Raw genomic sequence first — 17,733 nt, 5'->3', positions numbered from 1 at the left:
GAATGTAAAACACCTTAGAGCACTTAGCTCACAAAAACAAAAAGCGCCCCAAGCTTCAGCGTGGGACGCATCGTTAAACATGATCATGTAATGTTTAAGAGAATGTTTCCTACGCTGGTATCAGCCAGTTCAGGTTCAAAGGGTCAGTATCTGTCAGGATACAATCTCAACCGGCCACACCGGTCCCCCTACACTTGTAGTATGAAATTAAACGTTATCTTCTTTCCTACTTTGCCACAGAAAAGGTGGATATTCAAGCATTTCCTCTTAAATAGGTTCACATTTGAAAGGCCCGTTCATAAACACCGGATTTCACCAGCTTGTTAATGAATGGGATGTATGTTGATACAACGTGTGAATACCCTTTTTGATTGTAATAAAAGGTGTATTGAAGAAGAAAGATAATGACTAAGAATGGCATCAGTCCCTTTTCTTCCTGAGTTAAAGTACTATCGGACTGATAGCCCTCCATAAAGGCATGGATACTTTCAAATTGCTCATCCTCCCTTTGCTTGACCTGGTCTTTGAGCATCCCTGCAAGAAAGTAACAGACATCTGCTATTCGGGGTGCTTTTCGTATCCTCTCGAAATCTATGACCCCTGTCACCCTTCCTTCTTTCATGAGGATATTACGGGGATGACAGTCGCTATGGACGAGTTGATGGGATAATTTTCTATAGGAGAAAGACCATTCATTCAGCCTGCCAAGAAACCCCTCGCCACACCTTTCTATCATTTTAGAATCCTGTCCGCTTATCCACTCTCTCAAATGTGTTTCTACTTTCCATTCTTCCACCTCGTATTTACAGGTGTATTGTTTTAGCCTGCTATGGAGTTGTGAGAGATACGTTCCGACCCCTTCCAGAGAAGTAAAGGAATAGAATTGTACTGGCAGTCCTTCCAGAGCTTGGTACAGGGAGTAGAAAACCTGAAACTGCTTTACAAAAGGCTGGTGTGAGACAGTTAACATCGGCCTCTCAACAGTAATTCCCTTTTCTAATAAAAAAGAAGTTAAGAGCAGCTCTTCCATCCGCTTCTCCACTGAAGAGTTCAATCTCTTTTTTAAATAAAATGTCTTCTCCCGGCTCCTCAACTTATAAACATTCGGATGACTTTCCACGTTCTCTATGGAGGAAGGATGGATCTTCCAGTTCAATAATAGATCATGAAGAGGTTCAATCATTTTTAATTCCTTTCCAAACATAGTAATATACGTTTAGTATGACTATAAAGAATATCTACATACCATATGAAAAGAGGTTATAACAATGCAAAGAATACAATTGACGGAAGACCTATCATTCTCAAGAATCATTCATGGGTTGTGGAGACTTGCAGACTGGGATCAATCGAATGAAGATACGCTTTCTCTCATTGAACACAATCTTGAAAACGGAATCACGACTTTTGATCATGCAGATATTTATGGCTCATATACGTGTGAAGCCTTATTTGGTGAAGCCCTTGCCCTTCAGCCATCCTTACGTGAGAAAATGGAGATTGTAACGAAATGCGGTATTGTCCTGCCTTCCGACAATCGTCCGGAACATAAAACTCATCATTACAACACGAGTAAAAAGCATATTTTGGCATCTGTTGAAAACTCCCTGCAGAATCTGAAAACGGACTACATCGATTTATTATTGATTCACAGGCCAGATCCATTTATGAATGGAGAAGAAGTGGCTGAAGCCTTCACTCAGTTGAAGGAAGAAGGAAAGGTACGGCATTTCGGAGTATCAAACTTTAAAGACCATCAATGGAATATGCTCCAATCTTATTTGCCGTTTCCGTTGATCACAAACCAGATTGAATTGTCTGCCTATAACTTAGAAAACTTTGAAGACGGTACATTGAACCTTTGTCAGGAGAAACGTGTCGCGCCGATGGCCTGGTCTCCACTCGCAGGCGGGGTGATCTTCAAAGGAGAGGATGAGAAAGCCATACGTCTTCAACATACATTGAAGAAGGTACAAGAAGAAACAGGCGCAAAGGGAATGGATGAAGTTCTATATGCATGGCTTCTTAATCACCCTGCAAACATTATGCCTATCGTAGGTTCAGGTAAAAAAGAACGCATTCAGAATGCAATCGACTCTCTTTCCATTTCTTTAAGCCACGATCAATGGTTTGAAATCCTGCAAACTTCTATGGGACATGATGTGCCATAATAAGACTCAGTACAGCAAAAAAGACGATCCTTTTTCTAAAAGGTTCGTCTTTTTTAATTCCCTATATCGTCACCAACATAATATTCCAGATAGACATCTTGCAGTTCATTCATGGAGAGCTCATAAAGCTGCTTACCAAAATATTTATACACGCCAATCCTTAATAATTGTTGAATATAGAAATCCTTTTTAAATTCAGGTGTCTTTTGCTTCTGTGATATATTTTCTTGATGTAACATGGTCATCCCTCCAGTTGAGGATATACCCCAATTCGGGACTGAACTAAACATCCTCTTACACATTGGAAATATTAGGAGAAAGTGATAGCTGTTACGTACAAACGTGATGATGGCCCTCTGTGACACTTTTACCCTCAACTTGAATAGTAGAGTGATGGATGCCATATACCTCTTCAAGAAAGGCTGAGAGTCGTAATAACATCGTATCTCGATTCACTTCGTTTTCAACCACCACGTGGCAGCTCAGGGCTGTGAATTCCGACGTGATGCACCATACATGGAGATCATGTACTTCAATGACTCCAGGGATAGCAGCCAGGCTATTCATTACGTCTTGCGTATCGATCCCTTTTGGAGATCCCTCCATTAAGATATGAATGGAATCCTTCGTTACTCTCCATCCGGAAACGACGATCAGGATGGCAACCATGACAGATGCAATAGGATCAGCCAAGTTCCAATTAAAGAAATAAATCAAGAGTCCGGCTGCGATGGCCCCTACCGACCCCAACAAATCACCAAGGACATGAAGGAAGGCACTTCGAACATTCAAGTTATGTTCTGTATCCCCTCTCATTAAAATCCATGCCACGATAATGTTTACAACCAGACCTATGACGGCAATTACCATCATACCCGGTGAAACCATAGGAGTATCTATAAAACGGTGATACGCTTCCCAGAAAATATAAAGGGAAACGAGAATCAACGTTATACCATTAATGAAAGCCGCTAAAATTTCAAATCGCTTGTAACCATATGTCTTCCCTTTATCCGATGCCTTTTCCCCTATATAAAAAGCTGCCAAACTAAGACCTAAAGCGGCTGCATCACTAAGCATGTGTCCAGCATCTGAAAGAAGAGCAAGACTATTCGTGATGATTCCTCCGATGACTTCCACGATCATAAAGGTAAAAATAAATAGGAAACTGATTAATAATGCTTTTTTATTCTGTTTGTGTCCATGACTGTGGTCGTGACCCACATGACATCCCTCACTTTCGGTCTCTTACTCTCAATAATCTAAGACCATTCAATGTAACGAGTAATGTGGCCCCCATATCGGCAAAAATCGCAATCCATAAAGTAAGCCAACCAGGAATGACAAGTAATAATGCAAGGAGCTTGATACCAATCGCAAATGAGATATTTTGCTTGATGATGGTAAGTGTTTTTCGACTTAAGCGAATGATATATGGCAGTTTTGTAAGGTCATCGTTCATTAGAGCGATATCGGCCGTTTCCAGTGCTGTATCGGTTCCTGCCCCACCCATGGCGATTCCTACATTTGAAGCAGCAAGTGCAGGGGCATCATTGATTCCATCCCCAACCATGGAAACTTTCCCGTAAGTGTTCATGTATTGCTTAATAAAGTCTAATTTATGCTGGGGAAGCAGGCCTGCTTTGATTTCTTTGACTCCTACCCTTTTTCCGATCGACCTTGCCGTATTTTCATGATCTCCAGTAAGCATCATTGTTTGCTGAATACCCAGTTGATGCAAGGTGTCGATGATTTCGCGACTTGTTTCACGCACTTCATCCGCGACGGCTACAAGAGCCAATGGAGTGTCACCGCTTCCGAATACCATGACGGTTTTCCCTTCCCTTTGAAGGTTTTCTATTTCTGAAGAAGGAGTATTTACAAAGAGGCTTTCGGATCCCAGGAAGTATTTATTGTCACCTATCCGGCCACTGATTCCTTTACCCGTAAGAGATTGAAACTCAAACACTTCACAGTCCCCATACTCAATATTCAGCTCCTTCGCCCTTTTGATAAAAGCATGTGCGAGGGGATGCTGGGAGTGATATTCAAGTGCAGACATCTTCACCCACAGCTCTTCTTCTTCTACATCCCCTAATCGTATGAGATCCGTTACTACAGGCTCTCCTTTTGTAAGAGTCCCTGTTTTATCAAAGGCTATGGCCTTTAAACGCCCTAATTCTTCTAAATACACGCCGCCTTTAATGAGAATGCCATTCTTGGCTGCGTTCCCGATGGCCGTCACAATGGCTACGGGAGTCGAAATGACCAGTGCACAAGGACACCCCACTACCAGGACGGATAGTCCCTGATACACCCAGGTTGACCATTCTGCTCCAAAAAATAGGGGTGGGATGATCGCGACAAGTAAAGCGATGACCATAATAATAGGCGTATAATACTTAGCGAATACATCCACAAATGCTTGAGAAGGCGCCCTTTCTCCCTGTGCTTCTTCCACTAGATGAATAATCTTGGCGAGAGTGGTGTCCTCAATTCGCTTCGTGACTTTTACTTTTAGATACCCTTCTTCGTTCAACGTACCTGCAAATACTGCATCACCCTGGTGTTTCTCCACTGGGACCGATTCACCTGTGATCGCTGCCTGATTGACAAATGAAGAGCCCTCGAGAATGTCACCATCCATCGCAAATTTCTGACCAGGTTTCACCACCATGATGTCCCCGATTTCAATATCCTCGGCATCAACGGCAAGCTCCATCCCATTTCGTATGATGATGGCTTGAGGAGGGGCAATGTCCATGAGTGAACGAATGGACTCACGAGCCTTATCCATAGAGTACGATTCCAGAACTTCACTGATGGCAAAAAGGAGAACGACGATCGCTCCTTCACCCCATTCACCAATAAACGCAGCCCCAATAATTGCAATGGTCATTAAGGTTCTCATATCAAACTCTAATTTAAGTAAATTTTTGAATCCTGTTTGAAATAATCGATACCCGCCTACAACAATTGCTGTTGCAAATGAGACAGTCGAAAGTATTTGACTGTTATCGATTTTCATAAGTGGAAAAGAGTAAGCAAGAAGGATAAAAAGAACGGAAAAAAGTAAATGCTTATATTTCGTATAGTAAGGTTCTTTTTTTTCCTCTATCTTTCTGATTCCGTCTTCTTTTATGCGGAGCCCTTCAAATGCCCCTGCTTTTTCTACCGCTTCCTGAGTGGTTTCTCCGTATACGGTAATCTTCGCCGCTCCAAAGTTCACCTTCGCATCTACTACTCCATCAAGATGCTGAACGTTCTTTTCGAACTTCGCCGCGCACCCGGCACACGTAAACCCCTCGACCCGGTAGGTTTGTTTATGGGCGTTACCGGTCACGTTCCTCCACCTCCATTTGATGTGTTACAGCAATTTCGATTAACTGTTTTACATGATGATCATCTAAGGAATAATAAACGAGCTTTCCTTTTTTTCTGAATTTGGCTAACCCCTGCTTTTTCAGTAAGCGTAAATGATGGGATGCTGTTGCCGTTGAAGAACCTGCAATATTTGCCACATCGCATACACATAGTTCGTCCTCGATGGTAAGTGCATAGGCGATCTTCATTCTTGTTTGATCAGATAGTGCTTTAAAGATTTCGGCTACCTTAGAGGTATTTTGTGTTAAAATTATTGATTTTAAGCGATTGACCTTTTCATCTTCCACACACGCTATTTCACATACATCCGTCTCTTTCATCTCTACATCCTCCCCAACATTCAAATGCCCTTTTGAATATAGTATAGAAGAAAGAACCAAAATGTTCAAACGTTCTTTTGAATGTTTGAACATTTTTTATTTCTAAATATTGGTATTCAATATACCAGGAATTTGATTAGGTTATTCCCCCATTTGTAAAAAACGGATGAGCAAAAGCTGGCAGGAATGGTGCCCTCTTCAATTCCGCAATCAAAAAAAGCCCCGGAATGATTCCTGGGCTTATAAAGAAACTTATTAATTTTGTTGAAGCTTTTTTCGATCCCGTTTCATAAAGAGATCCAGTGTTACCCAGAAAACCACAGAAGAAATTGCAAAGATTGCGATTGCAAAATAGATGTCTTCTGTTTTCCAGTCTAATCTTGGAATAAGCAGGCCAAGTACGCCTGATAATATATAGTAGCCTCCAATTAATTGCAGGTATAATCGTCCAGTTTGGGACTGATTATTTTCCAGATAGCCTTTTCCTGCTTTGCCAAAGAAAATAGCTATCCCTCTTAAGATGACATAAACCGAAAAGGCAATGATAAGGGCTACAACAAGCTCTTGATTAAACACGTCCGCCATAATCGTTCTCCTCTCCATCTATCCACTATTTGAAACCCATTGGTTGTTTTGTCCAGTACAATTCTCTATGATTTAGCCATATATTCTGGTAAATGGTTATTTCTTAGAATAAACCAATTATGTACACATTGCAACGAAATTTGGGCATGGATAAGAATGTGATACTTTTAAAAGGATATACTCAATGGAAACGGATTTCAAGTGTTGTATCGCTTGTATTTTTTACGGAGTCATGACTTTTATATACAGGAGGTGTTCGAAGCGAAGAGTGGTGAGAGTCACTTTCATTCTTCAGCTTCTGCTCATTGGATATTTTACTTAATTTATTTCTTGTAGCCATCTTAATTGCACTGACTGCTTTCTTCGTTGCATCAGAGTTTGCCATCGTCAAGGTAAGAAGCTCCAGGATCGATCAGTTGATATCTGAAGGAAATCAAACGGCCATTGCCGCTAAAAGGGTCACTTCCCATTTAGACGAATACCTTTCTGCCTGCCAGTTAGGCATAACCATCACGGCCCTTGGTCTTGGATGGTTAGGTGAGCCGACCATTGAAACCTTGCTTCATCCAGTTTTTGAGAGACTTGAATTAAATGCTTCCATTACAAACATCATTTCATTCGGAATCGCATTTTCCGTCATTACTTTTTTGCATGTGGTGATTGGAGAATTGGCACCGAAAACCTTCGCCATTCAAAAAGCAGAAAAAGTCACTCTATTATTCGCACGACCATTGATATGGTTTTATCGGCTCGCTTATCCATTCATTTGGACATTAAACGGCTCAGCCCGGGTGTTCACGGGGTTATTCGGCTTAAAACCCGCTTCTGAACATGAAATAGCCCATTCAGAAGAAGAACTTAGAATCATTCTTTCCGACAGCTACAAGAGTGGGGAAATCAATTCATCCGAATTCAAGTACGTAAACAAAATATTTGAATTCGACGAACGGATCGCAAAAGAAATCATGGTTCCAAGAACGAATATCGTGACTCTATCCTCAGATTCCACCATCGATGAAGTACTAGCCATCATTAAAGAAGAACGCTATACGAGATATCCTGTCGTGGAGGGTGATAAAGACAATATCCTCGGTATAGTTAATGTGAAGGAATTGTTGACAACACTTGTGGATCATAAGGCTGAACACGAAGACTTAACTTTCTTTATCAAGCCTGTGATTCGCGTCATTGAAACCATCCCTATTCAAGCTTTACTCGTCAAGCTTCAAAAAGAACGGGCCCCAATGGCCGTACTCCTTGATGAATACGGTGGGACTGCCGGTCTTGTTACTGTAGAAGATATCATTGAAGAGATCGTTGGGGAGATTCGGGATGAATTTGATATCGATGAAATTCCTGAAGTGCAGAAGGTGAAAGAAGACCATTATATTTTTGATGCAGTTATGCTCATTGAAGATGTGAATGATCTCCTTGGGATATCCATTGAAGAAGAAGAGGTCGACACAATCGGAGGCTGGTTCCTGACTCAGAAGTACGAAGTCAAGCCGAATGACAGGATCGAGGAACAAGGCTATTGCTTCAGGGTGAAAGAAATCGATGGGCATCATATTCAATATTTAGAGGTTACCAAAATGGCAAAGCAGCCATGATGAAAAGAACGAGTCCGATTAATGGCTCGTTCTTTTTCTTTTATGATGTTTAACAGGATTAGTTCAAGGCCGGTGTGACCCGTTTTCTTTTTCACTACTTTTAATCAATCGGACATTATTCGTTCATAGTTTGGACATATCTGATGGATAAGCTTTTACTGAGGCAAGACAGGGATTTAAAAGAACTTAAGTCCCATTATTTTGACCAGGAGGAGAGGAAAATGAATTTTATGAAACGTGCCTTTTGGAGCGTAAAAGCTCGCAAGGGGAAAAGCATACTATTACTGTTTGTTTTGACCGTCATATCCGTTCTCGTTCTGTCGGGATTGACGATTCAAACCGCCGCTGATCAATCCAGCATTTTGGCTCGTGAGAAATTAGGCGGTGAAGTTTCTTTAACGGTTGACCGGGAAAAATTGATTTCCGGCCAACAGAACGTGGAAAGTGGCGGAAGAGCCCGTTTTCAGCCTGTCCCCATCCCTTTGGATTCTGCTGAGGAACTCAGCGATTCCTCTTACGTAAAGGGCTACAACTACTACTCAACCACTTCTGCCCTTGCCAAGGACTTTACTGCTGTCGGAAGTGAAGAAACAACAGAAGGTACAGAGCAGGAAGGCTTGGGTGGCGGTGGTAGAATGATGGCCGGTGATGTTTCCATCGAAGGTATCTTATTCTCAGATTCAACGAGCTCATTTTTGAATGGGGATGCGTCCATAGTGGAAGGACGTCATTTGACGGAAGAAGACATAAACAATGAAGTGACTCTTGTTGAAAAGAATCTTGCTGCAGAAAATGATTTAAAGGTTGGAGACTCGATAACCATAGCAAATATGGAGAATACAGAGTCGACTCTTGAAATCGTAGGTATTTATGAATCGACTGCTGATATGGATGAAAGAGCTCAAAATTTTGCTTTTCTGAATCCCTATAATCAGCTGTTCGTTCCATATACTGTTGCAAATGAACTAAAAGGAACTTCCGAAACGATTGATCGAGCTGTCTATTATATGAAGGACCCGGCAGATATCCAGACCTTTATTTCAAATGCGGAAAGTGGCTCATCCATTGATTTTGATCAATTTAAACTGGATGCAAATGATCAATTGTACCAGCAAATGATGGGACCAATTGAGAATGTAGCCTCTTTTTCTAATAATGTAGTATTTCTTGTGGCAATAGCGGGAGCCATTATTTTGGCCCTGATTGTTATGATGACGATTCGGGAAAGAAAATATGAAATGGGCGTACTCCTTGCCATCGGAGAGAAGAAAGCTAAGCTCGTCAGTCAATTTCTGGTTGAGATTTTGATTGTGGCTGTTTTGGCAATGGGTATATCAACATTATCCGGCAATCTGGTTGCAAACAAAATGGGGGAACAACTTCTCCAGCAGGAAATCACTCAATCTGAAGAAACAGCAAATACACCAGCCTCCTTTAATTCACGCCGTATGCCATTTCAATCATCAAACGCCCAGGATGTAGAAACGGTGAATGAATTATCCATCCATACGACAGGAGAAGACTTGATGAAATTGTTTGGCATCGGACTGATGGTGGTTCTACTATCCACATTGATTCCATCATTAACCGTGTTGAGATTAAATCCTAAAGCAATATTAACAAAACAGGATTAAAGGAGGCTGAAGAATGAGTACATTATTACACTTTGAAAATGTGAGTTACAGCTATAAGCAAGAATCCAAAGTACAGCCTATTTTGAGTCATGTTACGGCCGAATTTAAGAGGGGAACTTTCTATACTTGTGTCGGCCCATCCGGCTCGGGTAAAACCACTTTCCTCTCCCTGGCAAGTGCACTTGACTCACCCACTTCCGGACAAATCTTATTTGAAGGAAAAGATATCAAGAAAATCGGGCTATCAACATTTCGAAATCGGCATGTTTCCATTGTCTTTCAATCCTATAACCTCCTACCATATATGACAGCACTGCAAAATGTCATCACTGCAATGGAGATCACAAAATCAACTAATAAAAATAAAAAAGCATTCGCTCTTGAGATGCTTCAGAAGGTTGGCATTTCAGAGGAACAATCCCGTCAAAGAGTATTAACTCTCAGCGGGGGACAACAACAAAGGGTTTCCATTGCCAGGGCGCTCTCTTGTCAGTCGGAACTCATTCTGGCAGATGAACCTACAGGAAACTTAGACGAAGATACCGCAAGTGGAATCGTTGATTTATTCAGGGAACTTGCTCATAAAGATAACAAATGTGTGATTGTTGTGACCCATGATCAAGGACTTGCCCAAGTATCGGACACTGTCATTTCCCTTTCAAAGGGAGGTTTGGTATTCAAAGAAATGAGTAAGGTGGAAAAGTTTGTTTGATCCTGAATATCAGAAGTGGCAGTCGCCTATTCACGGTGACTGTCTTTTTCTATTTTCATATCGTATATCGCGTTAAAACAGATTCCCCCAAAGAATAAATCCTTTCAATAATGGAAAGATAACAACAAAATATTTATGAGAGGTGAGTTATGACTAGCATCATTGTTGGATTAATCCTGCTTATGGTCTTGGCGTATTTAGGCTGGTCAATCATTTGGATCGCTCCACTGGTAGCAGGTTTAGTGGCATTAATGAGTGGACTTGACCTGCTTCCTGCGTATACAGAAACGTATATGACCGGGTTTGTGGATTTTGCTAAAGAATGGTTTCCTGTATTCCTTTTTGGAGCCATTTTTGGAAAACTGATGGAGGATGTTGGGGCCGCACAATCTGTCGCATTCAAAATCACCAACATTATCGGCAAAGACAGGGCCATACTTGGCGTGTTGATTGCAGCTGCAGTTTTAACATATGGCGGTGTGAGTTTATTCGTTGTGGTATTTGCGATATATCCACTGGCTATTGCCATGTTCAGAGAAGCTGACATCACCAGGAAACTATTGCCTCCAACGTTTGTATTAGGGGCTTTTACCTTTACGATGACAGCCATTCCGGGTACCCCCCAGATTCAAAACTTGATACCGATCGATTATTTCAAAACCTCTCCCACTGCCGCTCCGATTATCGGTATCGTTGGCGGATTAATTATGGCTGCTGGAGGGTATTTTTATTTAAGATGGCGTCAGAAGCAATTTACAAGCAAAGGGGATACCTTTACGGAGCCTAAGGGTGGAAATGATGTGAAAGAGATTAAAGAATCAGAGCTTCCGAATTTCTACTTATCATTTCTTCCTCTTGTCATTGTCGTCGTTACGTTGAATGTCTTTAAGTGGAACATCCTGACTGCCCTCCTGGTAGGGATACTTTCGATATTATTAATAAATTTCAAGCATTATAAGAAGTTCATCCCTGCTGTCAATGGTGGAGCAAAGGGCTCAGTCATGGCAGTCATAAACACAAGCGCTGCCGTAGGTTTCGGAGCGGTTGTCACAGCGGCACCCGGTTTCAAGACGTTAACGAAACTGATACTTGGGATTAAAGGAAATCCCGTCATTTCAGAAGCGATCGCTGTACAAACGTTGGCTGCCATCACCGGGTCTGCATCAGGAGGAATGGGGATTGCCCTAGAAGCTTTAGGAGATAAATATTATGAGCTTTCTCAAACGAGTGGTATCAGTGCTGAAGCCTTCCACAGAATTGCTTCCATTTCATCGGGAGCCTCCATTCTGCCTCATAACGGCGCACTCCTGACCTTATTTGCAGTAACAGGTCTCACCCACAAAGATTCGTATTTGGATGTTGCTGTTGTCGGACTGCTGATCCCGACAATCGCTGAAATTGTATCGATCATCCTGGCCAATATGGGAATATATTAATTTTTAGGAGGAAATGAAGATGGTAAATGATAAAGTTGTATTCATTACAGGTGCTGCAAGGGGAATCGGATTTGAAATCGGTGAACATTTTGCTCAAAACGGAGCAAAGGTCGTTCTCTCTGATATCAATCAAGAAGGACTGGATGAAGCGGTTGAAGAACTTAAAGACAGAGGATTTGACGCAATTGGCATTAAATGTGACGTGACCAGTGAAAAAGAAGTGAAATCAGGGATTGATAAAACAGTCGAACACTATGGCCGCATAGACGTCTTAATTAATAATGCAGGCATTCAACACGTAGCTCCAATTGAAGAATTCCCTATTGAAAAATTTGAGCTCCTGATAAAAATTATGCTGACCGCACCCTTTATCGCAACAAAATTTGCTTTCCCTCATATGAAGAAGCAAAAATTCGGCCGTATCATTAATATGGCGTCCATTAATGGACTGATCGGGTTCGCCGGAAAAGCCGCATACAACAGCGCCAAGCATGGTGTTATCGGTCTGACAAAGGTATCGGCTTTGGAGGGTGCCGAGCACGGGATCACGGTCAATGCCCTATGCCCCGGATACGTTGATACCCCCCTTGTCCGTAACCAGTTAAAGGATATTTCAACGACTCGTGGTGTGGAGCTTGAAAAAGTATTGGAGGATGTCATTTACCCTCTTGTTCCTCAAAAGAGATTATTATCAGTAGAAGAAATTGCAGACTACACCATTTTTCTATCCAGTGATAAAGCAAAAGGTGTAACTGGTCAGGCCGTTGTGTTGGATGGCGGATATACTGCTCAATAATAAGCACAGAAAAATCGGATCAGAAAACTGATCCGATTTTTCTTTAGTTCATATTTTCAGGTAACACACCTAGATCGATCCCCCATACAAGTGGCATGAAAAAATAAATTAAAAGTGTTATAAACACGATACTAATCAGATTTAACCATATTCCCGCCTTAACCATGTCCCCCATTTTAATATAACCTGATCCGAATACGACGGCATTCGGCGGTGTAGCCACCGGCAGCATGAAAGCACATGAAGCAGCTAAGCCCGCCGCCACCATCAGACTATAAGGGTGAACATTCAAGGCAGCTGCAAGAGCAGCCATTATCGGAAACATCATCGTGGCTGTCGCCGTATTGGACGTAATTTCCGTTAAGAAAATAACAAAGGTCGTCACTGCAAGCAAGATTATAATGAAAGATATTCCTTCAAGGATCGTCAATTGCTGTCCAATCCACTCTGCCAACCCCGTTTCTTTGAAACCCTTGGCAATGGCAAGACCTCCACCGAATAAGAGCAGAATCCCCCATGGAAGCTTCTTAGCATCTTCCCAATTGATCAATCGGGATTCTTTCCTTCCCGGAAGAAGGAATAAAACAAGTGCTCCAGTAATGGCTATGATGGTGTCGTCTAATGACGGAATCCATTGGTTCAATAGAAACGACCGGGTGATCCAGCATAGAGCTGTAGCGACAAAGACCGTAAGAACAAGCTTTTCTTCAAATGAAATGCGACCAAGAGACCGGTTCTCTTTCTCCACAATCTCTCTTCCCCCCGGCAATTCTTTAATCTTTAATGGAAAAGCCACCTTGATTAAATACCACCAAGTAACAAATAGAAGAATAGCGGCAAGTGGAACACCGAAAAGCATCCACTTCGCAAACGAGAAATCAATACCATACAACTGTTTCACAACGGCGGCAAATATTGTGTTTGGAGGCGTTCCGATCAACGTTCCCAAGCCTCCGATCGATGCACTATAAGCAATCCCAAGCATAATCACTTTACTGAAGTGCCCCGTTCTATTCGTCCCTTCCTTTTTTAGACTTTCATTAACTTGATAAATCACGGCTGTTCCAATCGGAAGCATCATCATAGCCGTTGCCGTATTCGAGATCCACATAGATAAAAAACCTGTAGCCAACATAAATCCAAGGACGATTCTCTCAGTGCCAGTACCAATCAACAAAATGATGTTCATGGCAATCCTCTTATGTAAGTTCCACTTTTCCATGGCAATCGCAATGATAAACCCGCCCATAAAAAGAAAAATCGTACTATCACCATAGGCAGACGTGACATCTCCGGATTGCAGGGCTCCCGTAAGCGGAAACAAAATGATCGGCAACAAAGCAGTTGCCGGAATAGGTATTGCTTCTGTTATCCACCATACCGCTATCCATGTGGTACCAGCAAGGACAGCAACAGCCTCTTTTGCCAAACCTTCAGGAGAGAAAAATAACATGATAAGAATAAACAGGAGTGGTCCCAAGAAAAAACCGATTTTCTGTCTTGGATTCGAAGTAGGCTCCGGAACGCGAGTTGTATCCACTTGACGGGAAGCAGCAGGCGTGCTTCCGGTAGTGAAGAATTGCAAAGTCTCCATCACATCTCCGTGCCATTTCCAAAGTGTCCCCCATGCGTTTTTCACAGTTAGCATCTACTCATTCCCCCATTACTCGTCTTACTAAAACTCTATCGACCATAGAAAGCGCTGTCAATTATAACGTCTCCAAATAATGTAAAAATCTGAATATTCACTTCTTTATCCCTATTCAACTTATGTATTCTCCTTCAAAGGACGTACATCTTCTTCAGGACCTTCGTCCTCTCCCTATAAAACGAAAAACAGACCATATCTTCACAAACCTTTTCGTTGTAAAATATTGTTATAGAGTGATGACGGTCATTTCAAAGGAGACAATATGAAAATCTATTGGCAAGTAAGCTATTTTGTAATAGGGTTACTTATCTTCAGCTATGGGATCAGTATGTCCATCAAAGTGCAATACTTAGGGATCCATCCATGGGATGTATTAAACATTGCCCTATTTGAGAAGTTTGGCTTAACGATCGGCACGTGGAATATTATTGTCGGTGCCACCCTGATTGCAGGCACCTTGTTTTTAAAAGGGAAATATGTTCGGATCGGGACGATCCTTAACGGAGTGATGGTTGGCATGCTGGTCGACTTCTTTCTATTTTACGATTTACTTCCGCCTCAAACGAACATAGTCTCAGATATCCTGATTTTATTATCGGCGATTATTTTAATGGGGATTGGTGGGGGATTGTATTCAGCGGCTCACCTTGGTACGGGTCCGCGGGACGGTTTTATGCTTACCATTTCGGATTTAACGAATCTTTCAATCAGCAGAGTCCGGATCATATGTGAGTGTGCGGTGTTACTAATCGGACTGCTTCTATCCGGTCCAGTCTTCGTTTTCACTTTCATTTATACGTTTATTCAAAGTCCCATCTTCCAAAAATCCTTTTTATTTTTCACCGATAGACTCAATACCCGGTTTACCAGTCGAAATAATGTAAGTATGTAAAAAGGACAAATGCCTGAGGCAATTTGTCCTTTTCTATGTCATGACATCTCGCATGCCACTAATCCGTATTGCTGATGGGGATTTAATTGCTTTATAAATTGAAATAGTCGCTGCACCTGTTCATTATCCATATCCTGCTTATAGTAATCTTCCAAGACCGCAAGCATTTCATCAGGGTACATCAAACAGGTGTGACTTCCCCAGTCCGTTTGCCTGCCCTCTATTTTCTTATAGTAGATGCCATCCAATAGGGAGAAAAAGAGTTCATATCCTTTCGGAAAAAACGGACTGATCCTTTTTGGGTAATTATGATTCCAGTCTCCCCCTTCATAATGAAATGTCTGGTCCGTTAAATCACCGATAAAGACTTCAACATCTGCCACGCCATCTCCTCCTATAGATAAAAAATATCCTTTATTATTATGTATAAGCCCGTCCCGTAATTTAGAACTGATTCGTTAGTATTCAGTCAAAACTTATTTAAAAACGATGCTATAAAAAGGAGCCGCTTCAGGGTTTCACCTGAAAACGACTCCAACTTTTCACAAATATTTTCGTTGAACACTTCTGCCGTCATAGGTAAATAACATATCACGGTTCTCTACATGGGTTTCGATATGGACCGGTCTTCCCCACAGCTGATGCAGATACGGTAAAACCTTTTCTAAATACTTAATATCGAGCTCCACGTCTTCAAACCAGTGCTTAAGATATAGCTCCCCGCTCTTCATATAATCTCCATCATTCACGGTGATGTATGGGAACCCTCCATTGACCCTCATGCCTACCAGCTGATCCCGTACATGAGTCCATTCTTTATCGACGATTTTGTAATCCTTCCCCTGCTTCTGGAACAGATACATATCTTCTCTCGTGACGAGATCTTTCGTTAAATAGTTCCGTAAGAAGGAAATATCAGATTCAATCTCACGAACCTCAAACATTTTTTCCCGGCCTGAATTTGGTTTCACCCCACGCTTTTTCATTTCATCCGTAGGGTTGTCGAAACGATCTTCAATATCTTCAAAAATCTTCAATCCTAAATAATATGGATTGATCTGCGTACGGGAAGGCTGTACAACACCTGCATTCAGTTTAGCAAACTCAATGGACTCTCCACTCGTCAAATCCATTTCACGGATGATGCGCTGATGCCAATACGAAGCCCATCCTTCATTCATGATCTTCGTTTCCAGCTGAGGCCAGAAATACAGCATCTCTTCCCTCATCATCGTCAATATATCCCGCTGCCAGTCAGACAGCTCCCTGCTGTACTGCTCGATAAAGAGAAGGATATCTTTCTCGGGCTGAGGAGGGAACTTCTTCTTCACCCTTTTCTTCTCCCGGCTCTTCGGCTTCTCATCCAATGACCACAAATCGTCATAAGGTGTTGCATTACTCACTTCTTCCTCAACCCACTCCACATCATCCATCGTCCACGACAACTTAGGACGCATTAATGAAGGATCAATATGCTCATCCACAGCAAGCACCGCATCCAGGAAGTTTTCAACCTCCTGCTTCCCATGCTCGATTTCATATCTTCGAACCCGTTCAGCAGTAGCCGCCATGCTCTCTACCATATCCCGCTTCGTATTCTGGAATCGGACATTATTCTTAAAGAAATCACAATGGGCCAACACATGTGCCACAATCAACTTATTCTGAATAAGCGAATTTGAATCCAATAAAAAGGCATAACAAGGATCAGAATTAATCACGAGCTCATAAATCTTACTTAAACCCAAGTCATATTGAAGCTTCATCTTATGAAACTGCTTCCCAAAACTCCAGTGAGAAAAACGTGTCGGCATCCCATAAGCACCAAATGTATAAATAATCTCGGCAGGACATATTTCATATCGCATCGGGTAAAAATCAAGACCAAACCCGGCTGCAATCTCAGTAATTTCCCCTATCGCATTTTGTAACTGCCTTTGTTCCTCTAAATTCATCGCCATCCCCCTCTTTATACTCTTATCTAAATGTATGAAGAGAAAAGGCATTTGATGAAAAGAAAAGCGGAGCCGGGTTGGTCAGGCCCGACAAGCATAAGATAAATCGACCGGAAAGGCGCACTTTGCCTTTTTGGTCGATTTATCTTATGACCTCGAGGGACTACCCGGCGGAGCTGGACATCAAGAAAAGCGGAAGGGCTTTGGTAGAGGCGACAAGCATAAGGCGAGGTGGCAGGAAGGTGTGCCTTTTCACCTTCTTGACAGCTTGACTTATGACCTCGAGCCTCTAAGCCCTGGAGCTGGACATAAAGAAAGCGGAGCCGGGTTGGTCAGGCCCGACAAGCATAAGATAAATCGACCGGAAAGGCGCACTTTGCCTTTTTGGTCGATTTATCTTATGACCTCGAGGGACTACCCGGCGGAGCTGGACATCAAGAAAAGCGGAAGGGGCTCGCTCTGGGGCGACAAGCATAAGTCGAGTAACCCGGAAAGGCGCCCTTTGCCTTTTTGGGTTACTTGGCTTATGACCTCGAGCCCCAAGCCCCTGGAGCTGGACATAAAGAAAAGCGGAAGGGCTTTGGTAG

General features: G+C 42.2%; 16 protein-coding genes and 1 riboswitch. Of the genes, 7 read left to right on the top strand and 9 right to left on the bottom strand.

Annotation, left to right across the window (positions count from 1 at the left end; translation table 11 throughout):
* Positions 1-89: 89 nt before the first annotated feature.
* Positions 90-200, bottom strand: a riboswitch (TPP riboswitch).
* A gap of 77 nt (positions 201-277) precedes the next feature.
* Positions 278-1,183: a phosphotransferase enzyme family protein gene (locus ACCB35_RS06820; RefSeq protein WP_374056295.1), complete on the bottom strand. Its 906-nt coding sequence runs from the start codon at positions 1,181-1,183 to the stop codon at positions 278-280.
* An 85-nt stretch (positions 1,184-1,268) separates the two neighbouring features.
* Between ACCB35_RS06820 and ACCB35_RS06815 the strand changes: the two genes are divergently transcribed.
* Positions 1,269-2,171 (top strand): aldo/keto reductase family oxidoreductase, encoded by a 903-nt coding sequence (locus ACCB35_RS06815; RefSeq protein ID WP_044337847.1) that lies wholly within the window; start codon positions 1,269-1,271, stop codon positions 2,169-2,171.
* 53 nt (positions 2,172-2,224) lie between these two features.
* Here the strand turns inward: ACCB35_RS06815 and ACCB35_RS06810 are convergent, their stop codons facing one another.
* From ACCB35_RS06810 to ACCB35_RS06790, 5 genes are all read right to left on the bottom strand, one after another.
* On the bottom strand, positions 2,225-2,410 hold the full coding sequence (locus ACCB35_RS06810; RefSeq protein WP_044337848.1) for a Fur-regulated basic protein FbpA: 186 nt from the start codon (positions 2,408-2,410) through the stop codon (positions 2,225-2,227).
* A gap of 91 nt (positions 2,411-2,501) precedes the next feature.
* Complete coding sequence (locus tag ACCB35_RS06805; protein WP_374056294.1) at positions 2,502-3,395, bottom strand: cation diffusion facilitator family transporter; 894 nt, start codon at positions 3,393-3,395, stop codon at positions 2,502-2,504.
* Between the two features lie 10 nt (positions 3,396-3,405).
* The gene (locus ACCB35_RS06800; RefSeq protein WP_374056293.1) at positions 3,406-5,514 is read right to left on the bottom strand and encodes a heavy metal translocating P-type ATPase; all 2,109 of its coding nucleotides are present in this window, start codon (positions 5,512-5,514) and stop codon (positions 3,406-3,408) included.
* Positions 5,504-5,875 (bottom strand): ArsR/SmtB family transcription factor, encoded by a 372-nt coding sequence (locus ACCB35_RS06795; protein WP_374056292.1) that lies wholly within the window; start codon positions 5,873-5,875, stop codon positions 5,504-5,506. Before ACCB35_RS06795 ends, ACCB35_RS06800 begins: the two co-directional genes overlap by 11 nt.
* A gap of 255 nt (positions 5,876-6,130) precedes the next feature.
* The gene (locus ACCB35_RS06790; protein WP_044337852.1) at positions 6,131-6,460 is read right to left on the bottom strand and encodes a hypothetical protein; all 330 of its coding nucleotides are present in this window, start codon (positions 6,458-6,460) and stop codon (positions 6,131-6,133) included.
* Between the two features lie 305 nt (positions 6,461-6,765).
* Here ACCB35_RS06790 and ACCB35_RS06785 point away from each other — a divergent pair, with 305 nt between their 5' ends.
* The 5 genes from ACCB35_RS06785 to ACCB35_RS06765 all read left to right on the top strand — a co-directional run bounded on the left by ACCB35_RS06785 (position 6,766) and on the right by ACCB35_RS06765 (position 12,648).
* Positions 6,766-8,070, top strand: coding sequence for a hemolysin family protein (locus ACCB35_RS06785; RefSeq protein WP_374056291.1), 1,305 nt, complete (start codon positions 6,766-6,768; stop codon positions 8,068-8,070).
* 221 nt (positions 8,071-8,291) lie between these two features.
* On the top strand, positions 8,292-9,704 hold the full coding sequence (locus ACCB35_RS06780) for an ABC transporter permease (protein ID WP_374056290.1): 1,413 nt from the start codon (positions 8,292-8,294) through the stop codon (positions 9,702-9,704).
* A gap of 13 nt (positions 9,705-9,717) precedes the next feature.
* Complete coding sequence (locus tag ACCB35_RS06775) at positions 9,718-10,416, top strand: ABC transporter ATP-binding protein (protein WP_374056289.1); 699 nt, start codon at positions 9,718-9,720, stop codon at positions 10,414-10,416.
* 149 nt (positions 10,417-10,565) lie between these two features.
* Positions 10,566-11,852, top strand: a complete 1,287-nt coding sequence (locus tag ACCB35_RS06770) for a GntP family permease (RefSeq protein WP_044337856.1) — start codon at positions 10,566-10,568, stop codon at positions 11,850-11,852.
* 19 nt (positions 11,853-11,871) lie between these two features.
* Positions 11,872-12,648, top strand: a complete 777-nt coding sequence (locus ACCB35_RS06765) for a 3-hydroxybutyrate dehydrogenase (RefSeq protein ID WP_044337857.1) — start codon at positions 11,872-11,874, stop codon at positions 12,646-12,648.
* A 43-nt stretch (positions 12,649-12,691) separates the two neighbouring features.
* Here ACCB35_RS06765 and ACCB35_RS06760 read toward each other — a convergent pair whose 3' ends face one another.
* Positions 12,692-14,296, bottom strand: coding sequence for an SLC13 family permease (locus tag ACCB35_RS06760; RefSeq protein ID WP_374056288.1), 1,605 nt, complete (start codon positions 14,294-14,296; stop codon positions 12,692-12,694).
* 265 nt (positions 14,297-14,561) lie between these two features.
* Between ACCB35_RS06760 and ACCB35_RS06755 the strand changes: the two genes are divergently transcribed.
* Positions 14,562-15,191 carry a YitT family protein gene (locus tag ACCB35_RS06755; RefSeq protein ID WP_374056287.1) on the top strand — a complete coding sequence of 210 codons (630 nt, stop codon included), beginning with the start codon at positions 14,562-14,564 and terminating at the stop codon, positions 15,189-15,191.
* Between the two features lie 38 nt (positions 15,192-15,229).
* On the opposite strand, the gene ACCB35_RS06750 is transcribed toward ACCB35_RS06755, so the two are convergent.
* Both ACCB35_RS06750 and ACCB35_RS06745 read right to left on the bottom strand, forming a co-directional pair.
* On the bottom strand, positions 15,230-15,574 hold the full coding sequence (locus ACCB35_RS06750) for a hypothetical protein (protein ID WP_374056286.1): 345 nt from the start codon (positions 15,572-15,574) through the stop codon (positions 15,230-15,232).
* A gap of 159 nt (positions 15,575-15,733) precedes the next feature.
* On the bottom strand, positions 15,734-17,146 hold the full coding sequence (locus tag ACCB35_RS06745) for a SpoVR family protein (RefSeq protein WP_044337860.1): 1,413 nt from the start codon (positions 17,144-17,146) through the stop codon (positions 15,734-15,736).
* Between the last annotated feature and the right edge of the window lie 587 nt (positions 17,147-17,733).

The organism is Rossellomorea sp. FM04394, from assembly GCF_041889765.1.
Classification (GTDB): Bacteria; Bacillota; Bacilli; order Bacillales; family Bacillaceae_B; genus Rossellomorea; species Rossellomorea aquimaris_B.
The sequence above is the reverse complement of the archived record's forward strand: the minus strand, read 5'-3'. Positions and strand labels throughout refer to the sequence as shown.